This window comes from Aquiflexum sp. TKW24L, assembly GCF_023502205.1.
Classification (GTDB): Bacteria; Bacteroidota; Bacteroidia; order Cytophagales; family Cyclobacteriaceae; genus Cognataquiflexum.
In genome coordinates this window covers 1-20,996 of the sequence record NZ_JAMFLG010000022.1, presented here as the reverse complement: position 1 = coordinate 20,996, position 20,996 = coordinate 1, and the positions used below count along the sequence as shown (strand labels likewise).

Annotated in this window: 14 protein-coding genes; 5 read left to right on the top strand and 9 right to left on the bottom strand. The window is 40.4% G+C overall.

The window, feature by feature from the left end; all coding sequences use genetic code 11:
- Positions 1–128 precede the first annotated feature (128 nt).
- Together M3O96_RS14485 and M3O96_RS14480 are read left to right on the top strand one after the other, a co-directional pair.
- Positions 129–1,520, top strand: coding sequence for a hypothetical protein (locus M3O96_RS14485; protein ID WP_249721673.1), 1,392 nt, complete (start codon positions 129–131; stop codon positions 1,518–1,520).
- A gap of 372 nt (positions 1,521–1,892) precedes the next feature.
- Positions 1,893–2,822, top strand: a complete 930-nt coding sequence (locus M3O96_RS14480; protein WP_249721670.1) for a glutaminase — start codon at positions 1,893–1,895, stop codon at positions 2,820–2,822.
- Between the two features lie 263 nt (positions 2,823–3,085).
- Here M3O96_RS14480 and M3O96_RS14475 read toward each other — a convergent pair whose 3' ends face one another.
- From M3O96_RS14475 to M3O96_RS14465, 3 genes are all read right to left on the bottom strand, one after another.
- Positions 3,086–5,482: an OmpA family protein gene (locus tag M3O96_RS14475; protein ID WP_249721667.1), complete on the bottom strand. Its 2,397-nt coding sequence runs from the start codon at positions 5,480–5,482 to the stop codon at positions 3,086–3,088.
- A gap of 2 nt (positions 5,483–5,484) precedes the next feature.
- Positions 5,485–6,648, bottom strand: a complete 1,164-nt coding sequence (locus tag M3O96_RS14470; protein ID WP_249721665.1) for a hypothetical protein — start codon at positions 6,646–6,648, stop codon at positions 5,485–5,487.
- A 273-nt stretch (positions 6,649–6,921) separates the two neighbouring features.
- The gene (locus M3O96_RS14465; RefSeq protein ID WP_249721662.1) at positions 6,922–7,224 is read right to left on the bottom strand and encodes a thiamine-binding protein; all 303 of its coding nucleotides are present in this window, start codon (positions 7,222–7,224) and stop codon (positions 6,922–6,924) included.
- Between the two features lie 483 nt (positions 7,225–7,707).
- Here M3O96_RS14465 and M3O96_RS14460 point away from each other — a divergent pair, with 483 nt between their 5' ends.
- A complete protein-coding gene (locus M3O96_RS14460) occupies positions 7,708–8,739 on the top strand; it encodes a DUF4407 domain-containing protein (RefSeq protein WP_249721658.1) in 1,032 nt (343 codons plus the stop codon).
- Between the two features lie 393 nt (positions 8,740–9,132).
- Here the strand turns inward: M3O96_RS14460 and M3O96_RS14455 are convergent, their stop codons facing one another.
- The 6 genes from M3O96_RS14455 to M3O96_RS14430 form a co-directional block, all read right to left on the bottom strand.
- The gene (locus M3O96_RS14455; RefSeq protein WP_249721654.1) at positions 9,133–11,553 is read right to left on the bottom strand and encodes a DUF5686 and carboxypeptidase-like regulatory domain-containing protein; all 2,421 of its coding nucleotides are present in this window, start codon (positions 11,551–11,553) and stop codon (positions 9,133–9,135) included.
- Positions 11,554–11,626: 73 nt separating this feature from the next.
- Entirely contained in the window at positions 11,627–12,391 is a 765-nt protein-coding gene (locus M3O96_RS14450; protein WP_249721650.1) for a DUF5995 family protein, read from the bottom strand.
- Entirely contained in the window at positions 12,392–13,120 is a 729-nt protein-coding gene (locus M3O96_RS14445) for a VIT1/CCC1 transporter family protein (RefSeq protein WP_249721646.1), read from the bottom strand.
- 38 nt (positions 13,121–13,158) lie between these two features.
- Positions 13,159–14,319: a dipeptidase gene (locus tag M3O96_RS14440; RefSeq protein ID WP_249721642.1), complete on the bottom strand. Its 1,161-nt coding sequence runs from the start codon at positions 14,317–14,319 to the stop codon at positions 13,159–13,161.
- Positions 14,320–14,370: 51 nt separating this feature from the next.
- On the bottom strand, positions 14,371–14,766 hold the full coding sequence (locus M3O96_RS14435) for a DUF779 domain-containing protein (RefSeq protein WP_249721639.1): 396 nt from the start codon (positions 14,764–14,766) through the stop codon (positions 14,371–14,373).
- A 160-nt stretch (positions 14,767–14,926) separates the two neighbouring features.
- Positions 14,927–16,453 (bottom strand): aldehyde dehydrogenase family protein, encoded by a 1,527-nt coding sequence (locus M3O96_RS14430; protein WP_249721637.1) that lies wholly within the window; start codon positions 16,451–16,453, stop codon positions 14,927–14,929.
- A gap of 228 nt (positions 16,454–16,681) precedes the next feature.
- Here M3O96_RS14430 and M3O96_RS14425 point away from each other — a divergent pair, with 228 nt between their 5' ends.
- Both M3O96_RS14425 and M3O96_RS14420 read left to right on the top strand, forming a co-directional pair.
- On the top strand, positions 16,682–17,602 hold the full coding sequence (locus M3O96_RS14425; RefSeq protein ID WP_249721636.1) for an AraC family transcriptional regulator: 921 nt from the start codon (positions 16,682–16,684) through the stop codon (positions 17,600–17,602).
- Between the two features lie 910 nt (positions 17,603–18,512).
- Positions 18,513–20,993, top strand: a complete 2,481-nt coding sequence (locus M3O96_RS14420) for a cation-translocating P-type ATPase (RefSeq protein WP_249721635.1) — start codon at positions 18,513–18,515, stop codon at positions 20,991–20,993.
- Positions 20,994–20,996: the final 3 nt, after the last annotated feature.

Here is a 20,996-nt window from a genome sequence, read left to right as displayed (position 1 = left end):
TGGTGTATTAGAAATTGCCTCCAATTGCTATGAAATCTATTTTTTTTTTTTAACAACCAGATAGTAAAAGAAGTTAGTTGAAAAGTCTTATATTTAATGTAATGATCAGTTCACAAAATATTTCTAAAATGAAAAAACTACTTCTTTCAATGAGTTTGCTTTTGTGGATGTGTCCTTTTCATGCAAATGCCCAAAGCAGGATCAACCTTGAACTGTATACTGTTCCTAATCAAGGGTATCAAAACTTTTTAAATGATCCTTTGCCTTCCATGGATTTTACAACTCCCATTGGAGTAAATTTTGGTTTGGGATTATCATACAATATCAATAAGAACTGGCAATTTGTCCTGCAATCTTGGGCTGCTTCCTCGCCTTTTGGGTATACTTTGAATCCAGAAAATTCAGGTTCTTCATTTTTATATGTACCCCAGAGGAATAATGCAGGTTTTGCTTTTAGGAATTATAGCTTAGGTTTTAGGAAGACTTGGGAGGTGGGTGAAAATGAATTCTATGTTCAGCCTTCCTTGGGGATAAATCTTTCACGAGATTACGGGATTAAAATTCAGGATTCAGTATTAAACTTTAAGTATACAACTTATGTAGTGCCTTCTGGTTCTTTAGAAGTGGGAATGAAATTCAATACTCCAGGTAACAATTATTTTTTACTTGGGCTAAGACATCATCAGGGCTTTGGGATGTTAAATGAGTCAAATTTAAATTGGATTGAAGAAACTTCCCATCCTGTAGTTCAGAGGAGAGGGACTTATACAGGGCTGGTGTTGGGGTATGGAATAGATTTCAGGCGTAGAGGCCATGAAAAAAAGGAGGACTGGAGAGTAATCAAAAAAGAGCGAAAATCTGAAAAACGTATGGCTGCATGGGGAGATGGTTCCTATGTGATGCTTACTAGCTTATTGAGATCTCAGCCTGATTTTGAAAAGAATGACATTCCGGGGATCACCAGATTTAGGCCGGCAACCAGTTTTCTATTTGGATACACTTCAGGTCAATGGAGCTTTGAAACCGGTTACTCCAGTTGGATGAGTCAAACAAAAACAGAAACTGAAAATTTTGGTTTGATAAGCCTAAGTGATCCGATGACAAGGGCTATTCCACTACGGGCAAGATATCATTGGGATATAGGAGAAAAGAACCGCCTGAGATTTGGTGTTTCGGCTGCTACTTTCGTGACATTGAATACTATAAGGACGTATGTGACCCAAAGAGGTGCTTTGGTATTGGATGATGAACGCGTACCTGTCCTGCTGTCCACACCGTCAACTCAGAGATCCGGGGGGAAGCTGTTTTTTCAGGCAGGTGCTTTCATGGATATACCTTTATTCAATTCCAGCATACTTTCATTTAACTTTTCACAAAATTTCGGAAGCCCTGAAGTTGGTTTTGTAAATGTTCAAGAAATAGTCAATGGACAGCGGATTGATTATTCAGAATCAGGAAATCTTAATGGTTTTAACCTTGAGCTAGGTTTTAAAATTCCCATCAGTACATTAATGAGATAAAAGTTTTGATAAATCTTTTATTTTGGTCTTCAGATTTATTTAGGATACTCTATTGATATAATGTTCAAATGATTATGGTGACGGTAAAAAATCATCACATCAAAGGTTTAAATAAAATATCACCATTGGAGATAATAGATATTAATTCGAGCCGATAGCCACTTTAAATGGATTCAGGTTTGATTTTGGTTGGAAGTTGTCATTGAATTTCTCTATAAACAAAAGAAATTGGCTTTGAAGTCCTAGTTAGGGTTGATTACTTTTTTATATCATTAATAAATTCTTTCCCATTTAAAAAATAATGAACATTAAGATTGACACTTGATTTATTCAGGCTAGATTATTGAAGGAAAAAATCAACACTTTGAAAACATGAACTACCAATCAATCATTGACGATATCTATAATGAATTAAAACCCCAGGATCTTGGAGGAAAAGTTGCCGACTATATCCCTGAATTAGCAAAAGTCGATCCGGATAATTTTGGGATTGCTTTGGTGGATCTGGATGGAAAAGTGTATGGTGCCGGAGATTTTGAAGTTCCATTTTCTATACAGAGTATTTCCAAAGTGTTGACCTTGACGATGGTGGCGCATGTCTTCAAAAGCAAACTTTGGTCCAGGGTCAACGTCGAGCCAAGCGGCAATCCGTTCAACTCGATTGCCCAGCTGGAATTTGAAAAAGGAATCCCGAGAAACCCCTTTATCAATGCCGGGGCATTGGTAATTACTGATGCGCTGACAACCATTCACAAAAAGCCATTGGAAGAAATTCATGGTTTTATCAACGACATCGTGGGAAGAACATGCGTCCGGATCGATGAATCTGTGATGAATTCGGAGATTGCCCATTCAGAGCGAAATACAGCTTTGGCCTATTTTCTAAAGGCATATGACAATTTTGAAAATGACATTCAGGATGTCATCCGAACCTATTGTGGGCAATGCGCCATTGAATTGTGCTGTGTGGACTTGGCAAGGTCATTTTCATTTTTGGCCAATCGGGGATATTCCATTTTTGCAAAAAGAGAAATCCTCAGCCCAATCGATACTCAAAGGGTTAATGCGCTGATGCTGACCTGTGGATTTTATGACGAATCGGGAGAGTTTGCTTTCCGTGTAGGTTTGCCGGGCAAAAGCGGTGTTGGTGGAGGGACAGTAGCAGTCATGCCCAACAAATTTACGGTTGCAGTTTGGAGTCCACCACTCAGCGAAAAAGGAAATTCCCCAAAAGGAGTCAAGGCTCTACAGATGTTGAGGGAAAAGTTAAAGTATTCGCTTTTTGAAGAAAGAAAGAGTTAGAAGCGAGAAACGAGAAGCGGGTTGCGAGAATTGAACAAAGTACGAAGTACCAAGACCTAGTTTGCAGTAAGCAATCTCAGTAGGCAGTTGCAGAATTCAGTTTGCAGAAGGCAGTTGCAGTTTGTAGTCTCAGTGGGCAGTCGAAGTGGAACATTCCTAGTTGGCAGTTTTAGCATTTTTAACGACAACCTGACACCCCTCATCAGACAACAATTACAACAACTACAACCAATACAACAATTAAGCAAATAAACAATTAACCCCTACCTCCTCTCCGTCCTGACTTCCACCCTTCTATCCAGGTCATTGGCTGCCTGACGGTTTCCGCGGATAACTTGCCCACCGGACTCTAGTCTAAGTTGATCTTCTGCCAATCCAAATTCACTTCTCAATAATTCCGCAACTGAATTCATTCGTTGTTCTGCAAGCTTGAGGTTAAAATTCACATTACCTGTATTGTCTGCAAATCCAGTAATCAACAACCGGTATTCTTCATTTTCTTTGATAAATCCCGCTAGCTCTGCAAGTTTGGCTGTTTCTTCCGCATCAGGAACCTTTTGGTTCAATTTAAAATAAAGGATTTCTTTGGATTTAATAAGATTGGTAACAGCTTTATTGTCCACATAGACGGTGTCTGTGATGGTTTCAACCGCCAACAATGTTTCTGGAACCTCTAGCAATGACTTTTCTTGTTTAACATTATTCCGAAGGTCAACTCCCAACAAGGCAGATGAAACAGCAAAAATCATATCTTCTCTTCCCAAAAATTCCTGAACAATGGCTGCTGAATCAATAGGAGTATTCTGATTGTCACCCTCATCATTGTCCGATAATGCTATCGCCGTGGCGACTCCTCCTGCTGCTGCAAAAGGCCACCACCAGCGCCTGCGTCGTTGTGGTTCATCTCGGTAGACTGTATTGGTGTTTTCTCTTTGGATTGTCCTGGTATTTTCGATGTACCTAGGTTTTTCCCTTTTGGGTTTACCGGATTTGAGGTAATCATTATATTCTCTCAATATTCTGTCCCGCTCGGATTTCAGGTATTGGTTTTCCTGTTCCACCTGAGTCATCCTTTCATTTGATTGCCTTACCGGCGGAGCTGCTGCCATGGCTGTTGGTGCACTTTCTGCTTGGTCGGACTCTATTTTTTCTGCCTGAAAAGATTTCGTAGATTCCTGCTCCGCTGCTGCAAAGGTCCTTGTATTGCTTTGGACAATAGAATCTGATACCATCACTTGCTTTTGAAAAAGGCTATCCGGGTCAGGGAATACCAATACCCGCTGCTCTAAGGGTAAATTTCTTTTAAGATTTGCAATTGAATCTATTTCTGATAAAAGCTCCTGTTGCCTGCGGTTCAGACTATCTATGCTGTATCGGATATCAAATCTTGCTTTTTGTGAAGCTTGCAACAAATCCTGTTTTTCTCTTGGGTCAAGTCTGTTTTCTTTTTCGAGGCTGTCGTATTGACTGTCAAAGGTGCCGGAAATACCCAAAAGTCTCCTTTCAGCTGTTTGTGATTCCAGAATCCGAGTTTCCCTTTTTTGGATTTCCTGTTCAAAGCCAAGGATTTTTGTCGCATAGGCCAAGCTGTCTAGTCTTTTTGTTTCAATCAATTGAACTGTATAGAAAAAATTGTTGGTAACTCCACTTTTCCTATTCAACAAAGAGTCTTGATAGTCTTGATTGGATTTTAGGGCTTCTTTTAAGCTTACCGAATTGTTAGGATTATAGGAGCTCAGACGGGGCGCGGTAAAAGTTTTTTTGCTTGCTCCAAAATTGAATTTCAATCCTATCCCATGATAGATAATCCAATCTTTTGCTTCATCAGGATGACCACGATAAGGACTATTCGGATCAATGACATTGGTTCCCGGTTTGGCAGCATAAGCCTGGAAATCATTGTCATACTCCATCCTGTATCTGCCACTTGCATCATCCAAAAAGTTAGTGAAAGTGTGCAAGAAATCACTCTGTGCAAAGAATTCTACACGGGATCCCAATCGGACTCTGAAGCCCAACCCAAAATTGGCATACCAAGAATCCTGGTCATACCCATTTACCAATTCGGTGTTCCAGTCTGGAAGATTTGTTTCATAAATTCCATCATGAATAATTCCCGGTAAGTTTTGGTCATAACGTTGCCCATCGCCGTCCAAAAGATCTCCTTTGACATCAAAGCGGATATAACCAAGTCCTACAGTAAAATAAGGTGCAATCAGTGAACTCGAAGATAGAAACTTGTCATTGTCTGTCTTGAAGACCAATGATAGACCAAGGTCACGGGTGTGGTTTTGGAAATTCAGACCTCTGGTAAAATTAGGATTGTCAGTATATAATTCGCCGTCACGTTGGACGTATCGGTCACTCATGCCAAAATGGTAATTTCCATAATTAAGCATTAGCCCAATCGTGGTGCTGAGTTGTTTTTCCAAATAGATCTTGTAGGAGGGTTTGGCAGCATAATTATCGTTGTAATAAAACAAGTGCCTGTTAGCTTCCCAATTGTATAGTCCATCTAACCTATAAGGCGTCAGGTCTCCGTAATAATTGGTATACCCTCCACTTGCGCCGATTCTCCATTTATATTCCTTTTGTTGTGAATACGTGGTGGAGTAAAGGCAAAAGAAAGTGAGAATCAAAGTTAAAGTTCTGATTTTCATGGTTACCTCTTGTTATTAAGTCCCATCCAAAGGTTTAATTCCAGACTAATTCCGGTGAAAAACTGAACATAGTCATGGCTGATTCCTGTATTCAGTTCTTCCTGATTGACGAGGACCGCTCCGACATTGAATCTCATGATTCTAAAGAATTTGTATCCCAGACCCGCGTAAATCGGCAAACCTATATACTGACCTGAGATTTTGTCGCCTCCTTGGGTTTCAAAATTTTGGAGAAACACCCCTGTCGAAAAGGAGGTATTTCCTAAGAATTTTGTAAAAGTTCTGTTCCCCAATGGCAATGAAACCCCTGCATAGAATCCATGAAGGTACTCTGTGTCTGATAAAGATCTTTTGAAGGGAATTGTGGCATAGCCAAAGTTTAAGGGTAGGGTAGTGGGTTTCTTTTCAGTAGGATATTTGTCGATCAAACTGATTTCTACGAGCGACAAGAGGTTGTTTCCCACAAACTGATTGGACTCATTTTGTGCCAATGCTATCAATTCTTCTATGTATTGGCTGGCATAGACCGCCTTGTCATTGTCACCTTTGTTTTTACCTAAAATATTGAATCTGGCTCTTCTCAATTTCAGTCGATCTTTTTGTTCTAATTTCTGTCTGAATATTTCGCTAAAACCTTTGAAGTCCCTTCCTAAATAATTTCGGTAATCTTCCAAGGCGTCAGCGACAATTTTATCCATCTGAGTCATCATGACTTGGTTGGAATGGTTCACCTTGATGCCTCCTGAGGTAACTTCTAAGTTGGCCCGGATGTAGGATTCCAGATTTTTGTTGATCGCATTTTGGACCTCTTCGATTTGCGCACTTTTTGCCCTGGAAAAAAACTGGAATTCAAGTGTATACCTTTCATTGGCCCTCAGAGGCTCGGAAACAAACAATTCGAACTGAGAAATTTCGAAATCAAAAGGTTTTTTCCAAAAATAGACTTCTTGGATATTGCTAGATCTGCTACCCCGCTTGACTCCCACTTGGACGAGTTCAATATTTTTGGGCAAAACACCTTTGATGAAAAAAACATCCTCCGAAGGCAAAGGTGTATTTCCGTTGATCTCATTGCTGACGATGTCATAATTGACAGTTGTAATCTGGGCATGAGAATAAAAAGAAATGAAATTAAGCAGTATAAAATAAGTAAAGAGTCTCTTCATAATCATCTAAGGTTATTTGACATAATATAAGAAATCATTGAAACAAATAGTATAATCGGTTCGGAAGAAAACCCGAATTTATAAGGTTAGCGATCTCTAATGATCTTTATTTGGATATCAGAAACTAAGCCAGAATGATAAAAATATTATTTTTTCAGTCAATTATGACATTTATAAAAATTAAACTATTAAATCCAACCTAAGAGTTATCTAAACAATTGCAACAGGCATAGCACATGATAACTGGAAAACCTAAGGCCTAAAAAATGACGATCAGGGATTGATCTTGAATTTAGAGGTTTTTTCTTCCATAGTCACATCATCTCCCTTCCTGATTTGCATCCGGTAATATACCAAAACCTCATCCGCACCGGCTTCTAATACCGCTTCTTGCGCCTGCAGAGCAACCGCCATAAGCTTGTCTTGCGGACCTTCCATGACTGTTTCAAATGGAGTGACCTCATATTTGACTCCTGATTTTTGGATGACGTCAATGGCTTTGTCTACCAAGGCATAGCTGTCAAGCGTTTTGCTTTTTGGGACGATCTGAATTCCGAGGTTGATGGATTTGGACATTTTTTTTGAGATGTGAGACGTGAGATACAAGACGTGAGATTTGAGACAGAAGCGAGAAGCGAGACGAATGGCGAGTAGCAAGAACTTTGTACTAAGAACAAAGTACCAAGAAATAAGATTAGAATCCAAAGTAAAGTTCTTGGTCTTTGTTCAGGGATTGGCTTGGATAACAGTTAACCAATTAACCAATTAACCAAATAACCCTTAACCCAATAACCCTCAATCAATGTAGGCTTAATCTCTCGATGTGCCAAATCCGAACAGAAAGCGAACATTTTATGGTTTTATCTCAAATCTGAACACTGAATTTTTCTCGTCTCAGACTTAGTTCCTCAGCATATCCGAGGAGGAAAATATCTTTCTACACCTGAATCTGGTGTTTCTGTCCCAATTCCGTGAATAGTTGTAATTATCGCTATACTTTCGTTCTATCTAGTTCGTTTTTTGTAGGCATCTACATATTCCAAACAATCCATTCCGATTATGAATAAAATCACCAAATTCTTTTGGTTCTGTTCAGGTGCTTATGCGCCCCTTTTGACCAAAACGCCCACCGAAACCCACAAATATGTCGGCATCGGCGGGACGGTTTTTTTTACAGGACTTTTGGCAGCAATTTCTGCCGGATATGCGCTATTTACTGTTTTCGAATCACCTTGGTATGCCATTGGTTTTGGATTGGTTTGGGGCTTGATGATTTTCAATCTTGACAGGTTTATCGTGGCAAGTATGCGGAAGCGCAACAATGCCTGGGCGGAATGGAAAATGGCGATACCTAGATTGGTTTTTGCCGTGCTTTTGGCCATAGTGATCTCAAGACCTTTGGAGCTTAAGATTTTTGAAAGGGAAATCAACAGAAAACTAGATGAGAAAAAGACGGTAATGATTGCCCAAAGCAAAGAAGCCTTGAAAGCGGGATTTTCTGAAATCAATGGATTGGAAGCCAAAAAAGATAGCTTGAAATCCGAAGTTGTTGCTGCGACAGCTTTCAGAGACAAAGTCCAACAGGAATATGACTATGAGCGCTTCGGTACCAAAACCGACGGAACGAGCGGTATTGTCGGATTGGGAAGCAATGCAAAGAAAAAAGAGCAGCAACTTGATGTTGCCCAAAAGGATCTAGAAGCGCTTCGCGCCAGCAATCAGGTACGGATCGATACACTTGATTCTGAAATCAGAAAATTGACTGCTTTGCGGCAAGCAGAGTTTGATAAGATCCAACCCAACATTGACGGATTTGACGGGTTGGCGGCAAGGTTGGATGCCTTGGAGATTTTGACAAAAGAAAGCAATGCGATGTTTTGGGCCAATATCATGATCATGTTACTTTTTGTAGCAGTAGAGACCGCTCCGATTTTTGTCAAATTGATCTCTCCAAGAGGGCCTTATGATGAATTGATAGATTTGGCAGAGATGAGGGTTCAGGTATATTCCAACGAACAAACTGTCAAGACCCGGGAAAAAAGCGAGCAGAATATTCAGGTTTTCAGGACTGCAAATGGGGTGGGGGCTTGATTAAATGGTTTTTATGGTTCTGCTTCTTTGCCGATAACGCAATAACATTCTTAGGAAAAATTTGCCACTTGAAATTTACCATATAGTTCATATAGAACACATAGTTCTTGATCAAATCCTTTTATCCCTTAATCCTTACAACGATCGTAAAGAAATATTTACCACATAGTTCATATAGAACACATAGATCTTGATCAAATCCTTTTTGATTTCCTTTAAAAGCTATGTGCACTATGTGTCTATATGGTAAAGTAAAAAACCTCAAAAATCAGATTCTTCAAATCCTTTTATCCCTTAATTCTTCCAACGATCGTAATGTAAAAATTACCACATAGTTCAATTAGAACACATAGATCGTAATCAAATCTTTATGGATTTTTGTAATTTTTCACATCAAAATGATGCAGTAATCGACAGCGTGATGGTAAGGTTTTCTTTGAATGTGGGATTGGCATAGGGTCCATATCTGTAAAATGCCCCAACTCCCCATCCCCGGTATTGGAATCCTGATTTTTGTTTGATGAGGTTGTTTACTTCAATACCCGATTCTAAGTAACCTTTTTCCATGGTTTTGAAATCTACAAAATCATAAAACTCAGGATTACTCAAACTTCCAATGGCAAAACTTTGGTAAAATCTGAGTTGTGGGGCAAAGAATGCTTTTCCTGCCTTTTTGTAGAACAAAGGCCCTGTCTGATGGGAATAGCTTGCATGCATGCTTTGGTCTGAGAGAAATTCATACAAAAACATGGTCTGCATAAAACCTGAAAATGAAAGTGCAAAATCCAAGGCATTTCTCCGGCCTGCATTGATGCCGTATCCGGAATTGAGGTAAGAGATAGGCAGATTTTCTCCCCAAACTCGATGAGCAGCCAGATGGAATTGGTTCAAAGAATTTCCCGAGCTCCATTGGTGCTGGAATTTGAATTCTGTATTCCAAAAATCCACATTTCCCCCAAATACATCAGGAATGGCTTTTGAAGCACGAAGGCTGATGACAGGGTAGGAAAGGGACCAGGAAATCAGGTTGTTGCCAATTCGGGATACACTTTCTCCTCCAACAAAACGGAAATCGATGCCTGTCTCAGTTGCGGTGAAAACCTTTGGAAAATCATCGGTCGGCACTGCGGTAGCATAATTGAGTACATTTGACCGATTTTCTACAGAACCAAATAATCCTAAACGAACACCTTTGAGTGGCATTTGTGAGAATTCTACTGAATAGCGCTCGACTTCATCCATCCGGTCAGCAAGAAAATTTCTGAAAATATTCCCTGCAGAACTGAAGGAATTGGTCTTTGTAAGCAGGGTTTTGCCAGGCTCCGAAATATCTTGACTATAGTAAAACAAAAGCTTGGAGTCGAATTTTTTATCCAGCCTAAATTCTGTACCTGCGCCATATTTCCAGCCTTTGTCCCTGAATCCATACCTGAAATAACCTTCTACCCTGAAGAAATCTGAAAGCCTTTCATTTGAGGACAAACCGAGACCCAATCCTACACTTTCAAACCGATTGAACCTAAGCACTCGGTTAGGGATCAAGTCAACCGGACCTAAGGGGATTCTTCCCGAACTCAGTAGGGTCAAGATTTTTGAAGCCATATTTAGACGCTTTTTATCTTTCTCAGGCATCTGATCAAACCTCACATAAGTCAAGTATTCACGGGAAGTCAGTGAATCCAAACGGAGATCATTCCAATTATAAAGGTCATTTTGAATGTCAAAGTTGAGTGCAATCGGCCCGAACTTCGTACTCCTGTCGAGCTCATTGATTTGTACATCGGAGAGGAAAGTCTGGTTCGTAATCTTAAAAGTTTTCCCCTCAAATTCCATTTCAGGTGCAAGGTAAATGCTGTTCAGTTGCTCAGGAAACCAATTTTTCCCGTCCCATCGGTTCTTTTGTTGCAATTCAAAAAGTAGGTTTGTATCAGGGTCGGAGGGTTTGATGACCATATTTTCCAAAGCATATTGGATAGAGGAGATGGACAACAGGCCCTTTCCCAACTGGTAGACTTTGCCTTCTTTGGGTTGGTAACTGATGATGAAAGAAGTGCCGATTTCATTTTGGATACTGTCTTCGAGGAAGTAATCGTATTTCCTTAACCCGTCATTGGAGAGTGGATTGACATAAGGAACTTCAAGGATTTTGATATGGTCTGTGTAAAATGAAAATGGCTGAAAACTGCTTGAAGCCATGGCCACAAGCGGGTTTTCTATTCCTGACATTTTGGAGGCTTTGACAGTTTCGTTCCTTTTTCCAGGCTTTTTGAATACCACTTCGGAGAAACTTTCAGTCATAAAAATGTGACCACCCTTGAGGAAATTCACCGTAGTATCGTCCACCTCAGGTTCCTCATTCAGCCCGTCCAAAGTCATGACCATTTTATTATAACTCGTAAAATTATAAGAATCAAGCCGGTCTGGATTATTCAGGTCTTTGTTTGAAATGGCTTTCCGGATGATGGGTAAGGCAGGATTTTCTCCGGCTAGGATTTGGACTTCACCCAATTCTACAGTCGTCGGCATCAAAAAAATATCCGATCGGGATTTGAGGTTTTGAACAGAGATTTCCTGAGGATGGTACCCAACATGGGTTATGAGCAGTAAATCGTTTTCTTCAAAAATATCCCACCTAAAAAGTCCCCTGACATCGGTAATCGTTCCTTTTCTTTCTTTTCCTTTGACTTGGATATTTACAAAAGGGATTGGCTGGTTGGTTTTTTGGTCATAAACATGTCCCGATTGGAAGGATTGCGGGAAGGCGGGAACAGAAAGAAAACCAAATAAAATTACCCAAACAAGAATAAATTTCATAATAGAATCTATGGATTTAATTCTTATACCGACACCCATTAAAAATGTTTTTCCATTTACACCAATGCAGGAATTAAGTGACTGGAATTGTAGCCTCTGCTGCCATATTTAGCTGTTCCATGATTTCTGGGACCGACTTCCATTCTGCCAATCCGATCAGCCAAACCCACATTCGGAGTTTGATTCCCGGATTCGTCAGGCCTTTTGCGAGTATTGCGATGGCTTTGTCTCTTTTTTGAATGCAGTCTGCTTTGTCCTCGGCAGTTTGGTACTTTCTGGCAAATCTCCAAGCGCCGTCTCTCGCGAGTTTGATGCTAAAGTTCACGAGGATCTCTTCTTTTCCCTTGGCAAATCTGATAATCGTATGGAAGAATGGCGACATGGTGCCGACGTTGCTTTTGACACTATCTACCAATTCGGCTAATACCGCATTGATTTTGTTGAAATCGTTTTGAAGTGAAATCAAGTCACCGCCGTCTATGGTTTCTACCGCAGCTATACCAAGGTCAAGATTGATGTGTGAATTGATTCCCAAAAGCAAGTGTTGCAGCACAAGATGCTTGGATGACTCGGCCGCTTTGAAGGCATGAATCCAACTCGCTGTCGGCTTTTGGCCGGATTGATAGGTGTCATAAGCATCGATAAAACGTTTGGCGAATAGGACATCGAGCTTTTCCATTCTTGGATTGTCCTCAAATTCAGAATTGAGAATTCCGTTTTTGATCCTGATAGTCACCTGTCTGTATAGGATTGCAAAATACCCGATTCTACTGCTTTTGCTTTTGCATTCAGCAACGATCTGATCCATCCGGGCGATTACCTCATCAATGGTTTTCATCTAAGCATTTGCAATTAAAGACTCTAAAAAGTCACCTACATAATAAGCCACCAAAGCAGCCAAGAACCCCAAAAGGAGTGTTTCCGAAATGCTTTTGAGAACATTGGTTTGATTGACGAAACTTTTTAACCATCCGACTGCCAAAAACGCCATACCGGTAAAAATACTCGTCCAAAGGAAAAGGTCAATCGTAACCACCCAAAAAAGGTCATACAGGTAGACCATCAGCGGAATAAATCCAACTATGATAAAAGAAATCAAGGTTGCCATTCCGATTTTGAATGGACTTTTGGTGTCCTCTATCATATTGAGTTCATCCTTCATCATTTCGTTTACCCATCGGTCCTTGTCAGCCACGATGACATCAACGACTTTTTCCAGAAGCTCTCCTTCAAACCCTTTTTCCCGGTATATATCCTCTACTTCCTGTCTTTCTTTTTCGGGAAGGTTGTCCACTTCCCAATATTCGATGTCTTTGTGTTTTTTATAGTTTTCTTTTTCAGATTTGGCAGAAAGATAGGCTCCAACAGACATGGAGAAGCCGTCCGCTAGGAGATTGGCAAAGCCCAGTATAATGATGATAGAGGCATCTAAGTCTGCGCCTACGGCACCTGCCACCACAGCAAAAGTAGTGACTGCCCCGTCTATGCCTCCATAAACAAACTCACGGAGATATTTTTGGATATTTCCTGCAAAACTGATTTCCTGATGGATTTTGGCTTCCGACATATACAGGTATTTAAAATCTGGCGGTATTTAAAAACACTTTACAGGTTTTCTAACAAAAATCTTTTGACATTTTCGCCCATGATGGCCTTGATTTCTTCATTTGAAAAACCATCCTGCATCAGGGCCTCAACGATGAGAGGCAATCCTGTAATGTCAAAGGGTACGCCCACATTTCCGTCATAATCTGACCCAAGCGCAACATGTTCGATTCCGACAAGGTTTTTGACACGCTTCATGCACGCAACGATTCCTTTAAGCTCATCGGCACCCACAGCCATGTCAAAAAAAGCAATCCCAATTATTCCACCTTTGACAGCGAGCCTTCTGATCTGATCATCTGATAGGTTGCGGGGAGAATTGAGGACAGCCCTAATCCCGGTATGGGAAACCATCACCGGCTTGGCGGATAATTCCAAAACATCATCAAACATCTTGGGAGAAGCATGCGCCAAATCAATGACCATGTTCAGTTCATTCATCCTGTTGACCACTGCCTTGCCAAAATCTGTCAAACCTTCCCCGCTCATGCCATGGGCAGAGCCTCCAAGTTCATTGTCAAAAAAATGGGAAGGCCCAATGAGCCTGACTCCTGCGTCATAGGCCTTATCCAGGTTCTCTATTTTTCCTTCCAAGGCATGTCCTCCTTCGATTCCAAGAAGTCCTCCAATGATATTTTTGTCTGTTTTTCTCAATTCTGCAATTTGTCTTACATCTTCCTTGGATTTGATGACAATAAATTTCCCATCAAAGTCATTAGAAAATTCTTCCAGTTTGGCAGATTGGTATAAGGTCCGTTTCATGAGGCTAAACCAGTTAGAAAACGGTCTGCCCTGGGCGATATTGAGTAGGGTGATATTGTCAGTAGCATCACTACTGTTGACTTCCATATTTTGGCCCTTGGGCGATTTGGACACGACGGTGAATACCTGCATGGCAACATTTCCTTCCTGCATCCTAGGGAAATCCACATGACCGAAGTCTGATTTTTTGGTCAGGTTTCTCCCCCAAAGCAATGCGTCACAATGGAGGTCCGCCACAAAATCAAAGGAGTTGAAAAGTGCCTGTGCTTCTGCCGAAACTTTGTATGGGGGGAGGTTTTTGACTGGGTTTCCTTTTTTTTCAATTTTGGCCGGCACCACCATTGTTGCAATCCAATAGATCAAAAAGAGACTGATAAACACAATTAATGCTTTTTTCATAGGAATTAGTGGTTTCGCTATGAAGATAATGAAAAATAGGAATTGTAAAAATCAACTTTCCAGAACCTCTTCTCCTGTTTTGGTCGGAATCAAATTTTGGAATTCTTCCATGGTGAAAAGTCTGAATCGGATCATAAACCTTATTCCCATAGGTATTTCGATAGAGAAGCTGCTGCCTCTGCCGGGAGTTACATCCAAAGTGAGTTCTGTGTGTTTCCAATATTCAAACTGATCCGCACTCATAAAAAAGTCGCAACCATATACTTCACCCATCCAAATATCACTTCCACCAACTTTGAAATCCCCTTTTTCGAAGCACATCGGAGAGGATCCATCACAGCAGCCTCCGCTTTGGTGAAACATCAGGTCAGTTCCAAATCGCCTGCGCAAAGTGTCAATGACATCCATGGCGGCCTTGGTAATCAGTACTCTTGGTAAATTGTTCATATTTATATTGGTTTTTGTGGTTTTGGTGGAATATCTACTTTGCCTTTTCAATAGATTAAAAAAATGAGAAGTTTCCCCGATTTAAGGAAACTTCTCAAACTTAACGCCTTTTATCTCACGTCTCAAATCTCACGTCTCAAATCTCACGTCTATCATCTTCTCAAAAGAAGCCGAGTTTTTTCTTATCGTAAGAAATCAGCATGTTTTTGGTCTGACGATAATGGTTGAGCATCATCAGGTGATTCTCTCTTCCAAAACCTGACTTTTTGTACCCTCCAAAAGGTGCATGTGCCGGATAAGCATGGTAGCAATTGACCCAAACACGTCCTGCCAAAATGGCTCTTGGAATTTGATAAAGTTCATGGGCATCTCGAGACCAAAGTCCCGCTCCCAATCCGTACATGGTATCATTTGCGATGGCAATGGCTTCTTCGGTAGTCTTGAAAGTAGTCACCGAAACTACGGGGCCGAAAATCTCCTCTTGGAAGATCCTCATTTTATTATGTCCCTTGAAGATCGTCGGCTGGATATAGTAGCCATTTTCCAATCCAGAATTCAGTGACGCTTTGTCACCACCGCAAAGAACTTCTGCACCTTCTTGCTTGCCGATGTCTAGGTATGATAGGATTTTTTCAAATTGGTCATTGGAAGCCTGCGCACCCATCATGGTATCTTCAGCGAGAGGATGTCCCATTTTGATGGCTTTGGTTCGTTCTATAACCTTTTCCATAAATACATCATAGATGTCTTCATGAACCAAGATTCTGGATGGACAGGTGCAAACCTCTCCTTGGTTTAGCGCAAATAACACTGCACCTTCCACGGCTTTGTCAAAGAAATCATCATCTGCATCAGCCACAGATTTCATAAAGATATTGGGGGATTTTCCTCCAAGCTCCATGGTGACAGGGACAAGGTTTTCGGAAGCGTATTGCATAATCAACCTTCCAGTGGTCGTCTCTCCGGTAAAGGAAACTTTGGCAACCCTATTGGAGGAAGCAAGAGGTTTTCCGGCCTCGACTCCAAATCCGGTTACGATATTCAGTACTCCCGGAGGAAGGATATCCCCGATCAATTCCATCAGCACCATGATGCTGGTTGGGGTTTGTTCGGCAGGCTTCACGACAGTACAGCATCCAGCTGCTAGGGCAGGGGCAATTTTCCATGTTGCCATTAGAAGAGGGAAGTTCCATGGAATAATTTGGGCTACGACGCCAAGTGGTTCGTGCAATGCAATGCTGACCGTATGCTCGTCATGCTCAGAAATGGAACTTTCATCCGCACGGATCACACTTGCAAAGTACCGGAAGTGATCTATAACCAATGGCAAATCAGCTGCACGGCTTTCCCTAAGGGCTTTTCCGTTGTCAATGGTTTCTATTCTTGCCAACATTTCTAGATTCTCCTCTATGACATCGGCTATTTTGTTCAACAATTTACTTCTTACTGCCACTGAAGTTTTGGACCAAGAGGGAAATGCAGCATGTGCCGCATCCAAGGCCAATTCGATATCAGCTTTGTTGCCTCTTGCAGCTTTGGAAAATACCTTGCCGTCAATCGGCGAGATGTTATCAAAATACTCCCCTGAGGAAGGAGCTACCCATTTACCACCAATAAAGTGGTCATACTTTTCTTTGATGTGAGGCCTTTCTACAGGCTTAGCTTCTGATAATGTTAATGTTGTCATGATTTAGATTATTTTGGATTAGTTCAAATTTACCCAATATTTTATCAAAAAAATCCACCTATCGCATCAAAGTTTCCACTTTACATGACAAATTTTCCGAATACATAAAATCGCCTTTTCCTTAAACTATAGGATAGTATAACTGTTATTTTTCCGTTAGGTCTTAAGGAGGGCTTTTGTAAATCCTTGATAATTACTAACTTTAAGCTATACCCAAAATACCCAAAAATGCAAAATAACCTTATCGCCGGAGTGCCTTGGAGGAATGAAAAAGACCTAAAAACCCTTGTGGAAAACAGGACTACATATACTTTGCACGATTGTGAACTCAATATTTTTGAAACCCACCAAGAAGCAAAGAATGTCAACCTGAGTTTTGGAGATCTTGTCTTGACCACCATGCTCAAAGGGAAGAAGGTCATGCATCTTTTTGACAAGCCTGGATTCGACTACCTGCCGGGTGAATCGGTCATTGTCCCTCCCAATGAAGTGATGAAAATTGATTTTCCTGAAGCAAAATGGGATAACCCGACTCAATGTATCGCACTTTCAATATCCAAAGAAATGATTGAAAACACCTTCAATCTTCTGAATGAAAGGCTGCCTGAAAAAGAAGTGACCAAGGATTGGGGTTTGGATCTTTCCAGATTTCACTTGATCAATACCCAGGATCTCTCCGAAATCATCAACAGGTTTATCAGAATCGGTGTGAAGGAAAGGTCTAAAGAAAAAGATCTTATTGCTTCTTTTGCTCTGAAAGAACTTTTGATCAGGCTTTCTCAAACCCAGGCTAGGGATTTGTTGGAAAAAACATATAAAAGCTTAGCTTCCTCAAATAGGATGGCCTATGTCATTGATTTTATAAAAACCAATATCCGTGAAAATCTAAACCTAGATGACCTGAGTTCAAAGGCCTGTATGAGCAAAGCGCATTTTTCGAGAACCTTCAAAACAGAGCTTGGCCTTTCTCCAATGGAATATATCCTGAAGGAAAGACTCAAACTTGCCAGGCAATATCTCCAAGCTGCCAATTATCAGATCCAGGAAGTTTGTTTTATGTCGGGTTTCAATAACATCACCTATTTCATAAGGGCTTTTAAATATGAATTTGGTGTGACGCCGAAGGTATTTCAGTTAACACAGAAATAACCAAACATCATTTGGATGTTAAAATTTTGTTAAAAAATATTTTATGGTTTTTATGGTCTTTTGATATGCTTTTATTAAGTTTAAAAAATTTTGGTAGCGAAAAAACTTTAAAAGTCTACTATTTACCAAAGTTTATACGGCTGTAGTCAGTTACAAATAAACCCACACTTGGAGTCTTTTACAAAGACTCCTTTTTTTATGCCTAATTTTCAAACCTTCATTTTCTTTTTTAACAAAAATTAATTAAAAATTAGATAAAAGTGAAACCAGTTTCTTGATTTTTAACATTTTTCTAAATCAAGCAAATCATTATTAATCCATTAATAAGTAATTGCGATATAAATTTTTGATTTGGAGTGAATTTTTAACCCTGAACCGAATAAATCAGCACAAAAAAGATTGGATTTTAATAAAAAGTGGTAAAAGATTGAAAATGGACCCTATTCCAAGCTTAATATTTAATTAATTCCAATCATTATCTTGGTATTCGGATTTCATGCAGAATTTCTGGAAAGCTGTTAATTAAAATAGCCAAAAATGAATATTTAGCATTCCCTATTTTCAAATTCCTTTGCGCACATTGTGATACATTCTTTTTCCTTTGGGGTAAGATTAAATTATTACCTCATCAGATCCTGTGGGACAATATCTCTACAATACTTTTAAGTGCTATTTAAGTTTTTCTTAAGCCAATCGTAAGACTGAAGATGTACAGGTGATCAACTCAGGACAATATTATTTATATTCTATCCGATTATTTTAATTTTGCTTTTTTTGACGATGAGGTTTTTGGCAGCGGCTCTACTCTACTGGTGAATCTACACTTCACTGGGAGAACTTTCCGATGAAAATTGTTCTGCTTTATAAGTCATTAATAATTAAATTGAATTCTCATTGATTTTTAGATAATATGGAATACAAGGGCCTTAGTGATCAGGAAGTAATCGCAAACCGCAAGGCTTTTGGAAGCAATAGCATAGGTGAAAAAACCAAAAATCCTATTTGGGGGATTTTGCTTGAAATAATCAAAGAACCACTGTTTGTCATTTTATTGGTGGCCTCGTCCATTTACTTTATTCTAGGTGAAACGACTGAAGGTATCATCATGTTGGTGGCGATCGGATTGGTTTCGGGTATATCTATTTTTCAGGAAAACAAAAGCCGCAATGCCGTCAATGCCCTCAAGAAACTTTCAAGTCCCCAAGCTAAGGTTTACCGAAACAATGAAATAGTCAAAATCCCGACAGAAGAAATCGTCGTCAAAGACCTGATCCTGGTGGAAGATGGAAACCTGATTCCAGCAGACGGGAAAATCATTGAAGCCCATGATTTTTCTGTCAATGAGAGTATCCTGACAGGTGAATCTTTGTCGATTAGCAAAGATCACCTTTCTGAATCTCCACTGATATTTCAAGGCACAATGGTGGATGCAGGCAACTGTGTCGCAGAGGTGCAGGCAATCGGTAGAAAAACAGAATTGGGAAAAATCGGAACAAGCTTAGGGGAAATCGAAGAAACCAAAACTCCGCTACAGACCCAAATCAAGAGCTTTGTCAAGTATATGGTCAGCTTTGGTGGCATTGCATTTTTGTTGGTTTGGGGGATCAATTACATGATTTCCAAGGACCTTCTCAATGCATTGCTTCAGGGATTGACTTTGGCCATGTCGATTTTGCCTGAGGAAATACCCGTCGCATTCAGCACTTTTATGGCCCTTGGTGCATACCGCCTTTACAAAAACAAAGTCATCACCCGCAGTCCTTATACAGTAGAAACCCTCGGCGCAGCCACTGTGATCTGTACTGATAAGACCGGAACATTGACCGAAAACAGGATGGAGCTTCGTTCGATTTTTGATATCGAAAAAGGAAACCTTCAGGATTTCACTAAAGATAAACCCGAATTCAGTCCTACTTTGGAATACGCTCTTTGGGCTTCAGAAATTCTGCCATTTGATCCGATGGAAAAATCCATCCATATTTTTTATGAAAAAGTGGCTCCAAAAGATCAAAGGAAAGCCGCAAAAATGCTCCACGAATATGCCCTTGGAGGCAAGCCCCCGATCATGACCCATATCTTTGAAAAGGAAAACGGAGAAAAGGTAATCGCAGTCAAAGGTTCTGTGGAGGGAGTGATGGATCAATCAAAATTGTCGGAATCAGATAAGAAAACTGTTTTGGAAAATGTGGAGCAATTCACCCAAAAAGGTTTCAGGGTTTTGGCGGTAGGCAAAGCAGATCCGACTATAAATGCCTTTCCCAAAACCCAACAGGAATTTGAATTTGAGTTTTTGGGTTTGTTGGCATTTTATGATCCTCCAAAAAAGAATATAGAGAAAGTCCTGAATTCTTTTTACAAAGCAGGAATCGAAGTAAAAATGATAACAGGTGACTATCCCCAAACTGCCGGGGCCATCGCCACACAGGTAGGATTAAAATCTGATGGAGCCATCATGACCGGAGATGAAGTGATGGCGATGGAAGTCGAAGTGCTCATGCAAAAAGTCCAACAAACCCACGTCTTCGCCCGGATGTTTCCTGTAGCTAAACTCAAAGTAGTCGAGGCCCTCAAACAAAACGGGGAAGTGGTTGCCATGACTGGAGACGGAGTCAACGATGGCCCAGCGCTTAAAGCCGCCCATATCGGTATTGCCATGGGAAAGCGAGGCAGCGAAGTTGCCAAATCTGCCGCAGCCTTGGTACTCATGGATGATGACTTGGGACACATGACTGAGGCAGTAGCATTAGGGAGAAGAATCTACGAAAACCTCAAAAAAGCCATCCAATACATCATTTCTATCCATATCCCTATCATTCTGATTGTTTTGTTGCCATTGGTTTTGGGATGGGAGTTTATGCTGATTTTTACTCCGATTCATGTGATTTTTCTCGAATTGATCATGGGGCCGACCTGTTCCATCGTTTTTGAGAATGAACCGATCGAGCCGGATTCTATGAACAAACCACCCCGGATTATGTCGCATACTTTCTTTTCATGGTCAGAACTTTCTTTGAGTGTGGTTCAGGGATTGGCTATCACGGTAGTCTGTTTGGGATTTGGGTTTTACCTGATGACAACCGGCCATAGCGAAGCAACTGTCCGGACTTTGATTTTCTCAACATTGGTATTCAGCAATATCTTCCTGACTCTCGTCAACAGGTCATTTTATTTTTCTGTCTTCAAAACTTTGACTTACAACAATAAGCTTGTTCCACTTGTATTGGGAATTTCACTTGCCCTTTTGGTCTTGATATTGACCATTCCATCTTTCATGAAGGTTTTTGATTTTGAAAGCGTAAGTTTCAATATGCTGCTATTTTCATTTCTGGCTTCTTCGATTGGGGTATTTTGGATAGAGGTTTGGAAATTTTTTAAAAGGAAAAAGATTTAAAAT

Excerpts from the sequence above, each read along its gene's own strand:
- M3O96_RS14485 (WP_249721673.1), top strand. The coding sequence starts at position 129 with ATGAAAAAACTACTTCTTTCAATGAGTTTGCTTTTGTGGATGTGTCCT.
- M3O96_RS14470 (WP_249721665.1), bottom strand. The coding sequence starts at position 6,648 with ATGAAGAGACTCTTTACTTATTTTATACTGCTTAATTTCATTTCTTTT.
- M3O96_RS14455 (WP_249721654.1), bottom strand. The coding sequence starts at position 11,553 with ATGAAATTTATTCTTGTTTGGGTAATTTTATTTGGTTTTCTTTCTGTT.
- M3O96_RS14420 (WP_249721635.1), top strand. The coding sequence starts at position 18,513 with ATGGAATACAAGGGCCTTAGTGATCAGGAAGTAATCGCAAACCGCAAG.
- M3O96_RS14480 (WP_249721670.1), top strand. The coding sequence starts at position 1,893 with ATGAACTACCAATCAATCATTGACGATATCTATAATGAATTAAAACCC.
- M3O96_RS14430 (WP_249721637.1), bottom strand. The coding sequence starts at position 16,453 with ATGACAACATTAACATTATCAGAAGCTAAGCCTGTAGAAAGGCCTCAC.
- M3O96_RS14460 (WP_249721658.1), top strand. The coding sequence starts at position 7,708 with ATGAATAAAATCACCAAATTCTTTTGGTTCTGTTCAGGTGCTTATGCG.
- M3O96_RS14425 (WP_249721636.1), top strand. The coding sequence starts at position 16,682 with ATGCAAAATAACCTTATCGCCGGAGTGCCTTGGAGGAATGAAAAAGAC.
- M3O96_RS14450 (WP_249721650.1), bottom strand. The coding sequence starts at position 12,391 with ATGAAAACCATTGATGAGGTAATCGCCCGGATGGATCAGATCGTTGCT.
- M3O96_RS14440 (WP_249721642.1), bottom strand. The coding sequence starts at position 14,319 with ATGAAAAAAGCATTAATTGTGTTTATCAGTCTCTTTTTGATCTATTGG.
- M3O96_RS14435 (WP_249721639.1), bottom strand. The coding sequence starts at position 14,766 with ATGAACAATTTACCAAGAGTACTGATTACCAAGGCCGCCATGGATGTC.
- M3O96_RS14465 (WP_249721662.1), bottom strand. The coding sequence starts at position 7,224 with ATGTCCAAATCCATCAACCTCGGAATTCAGATCGTCCCAAAAAGCAAA.
- M3O96_RS14445 (WP_249721646.1), bottom strand. The coding sequence starts at position 13,120 with ATGTCGGAAGCCAAAATCCATCAGGAAATCAGTTTTGCAGGAAATATC.
- M3O96_RS14475 (WP_249721667.1), bottom strand. The coding sequence starts at position 5,482 with ATGAAAATCAGAACTTTAACTTTGATTCTCACTTTCTTTTGCCTTTAC.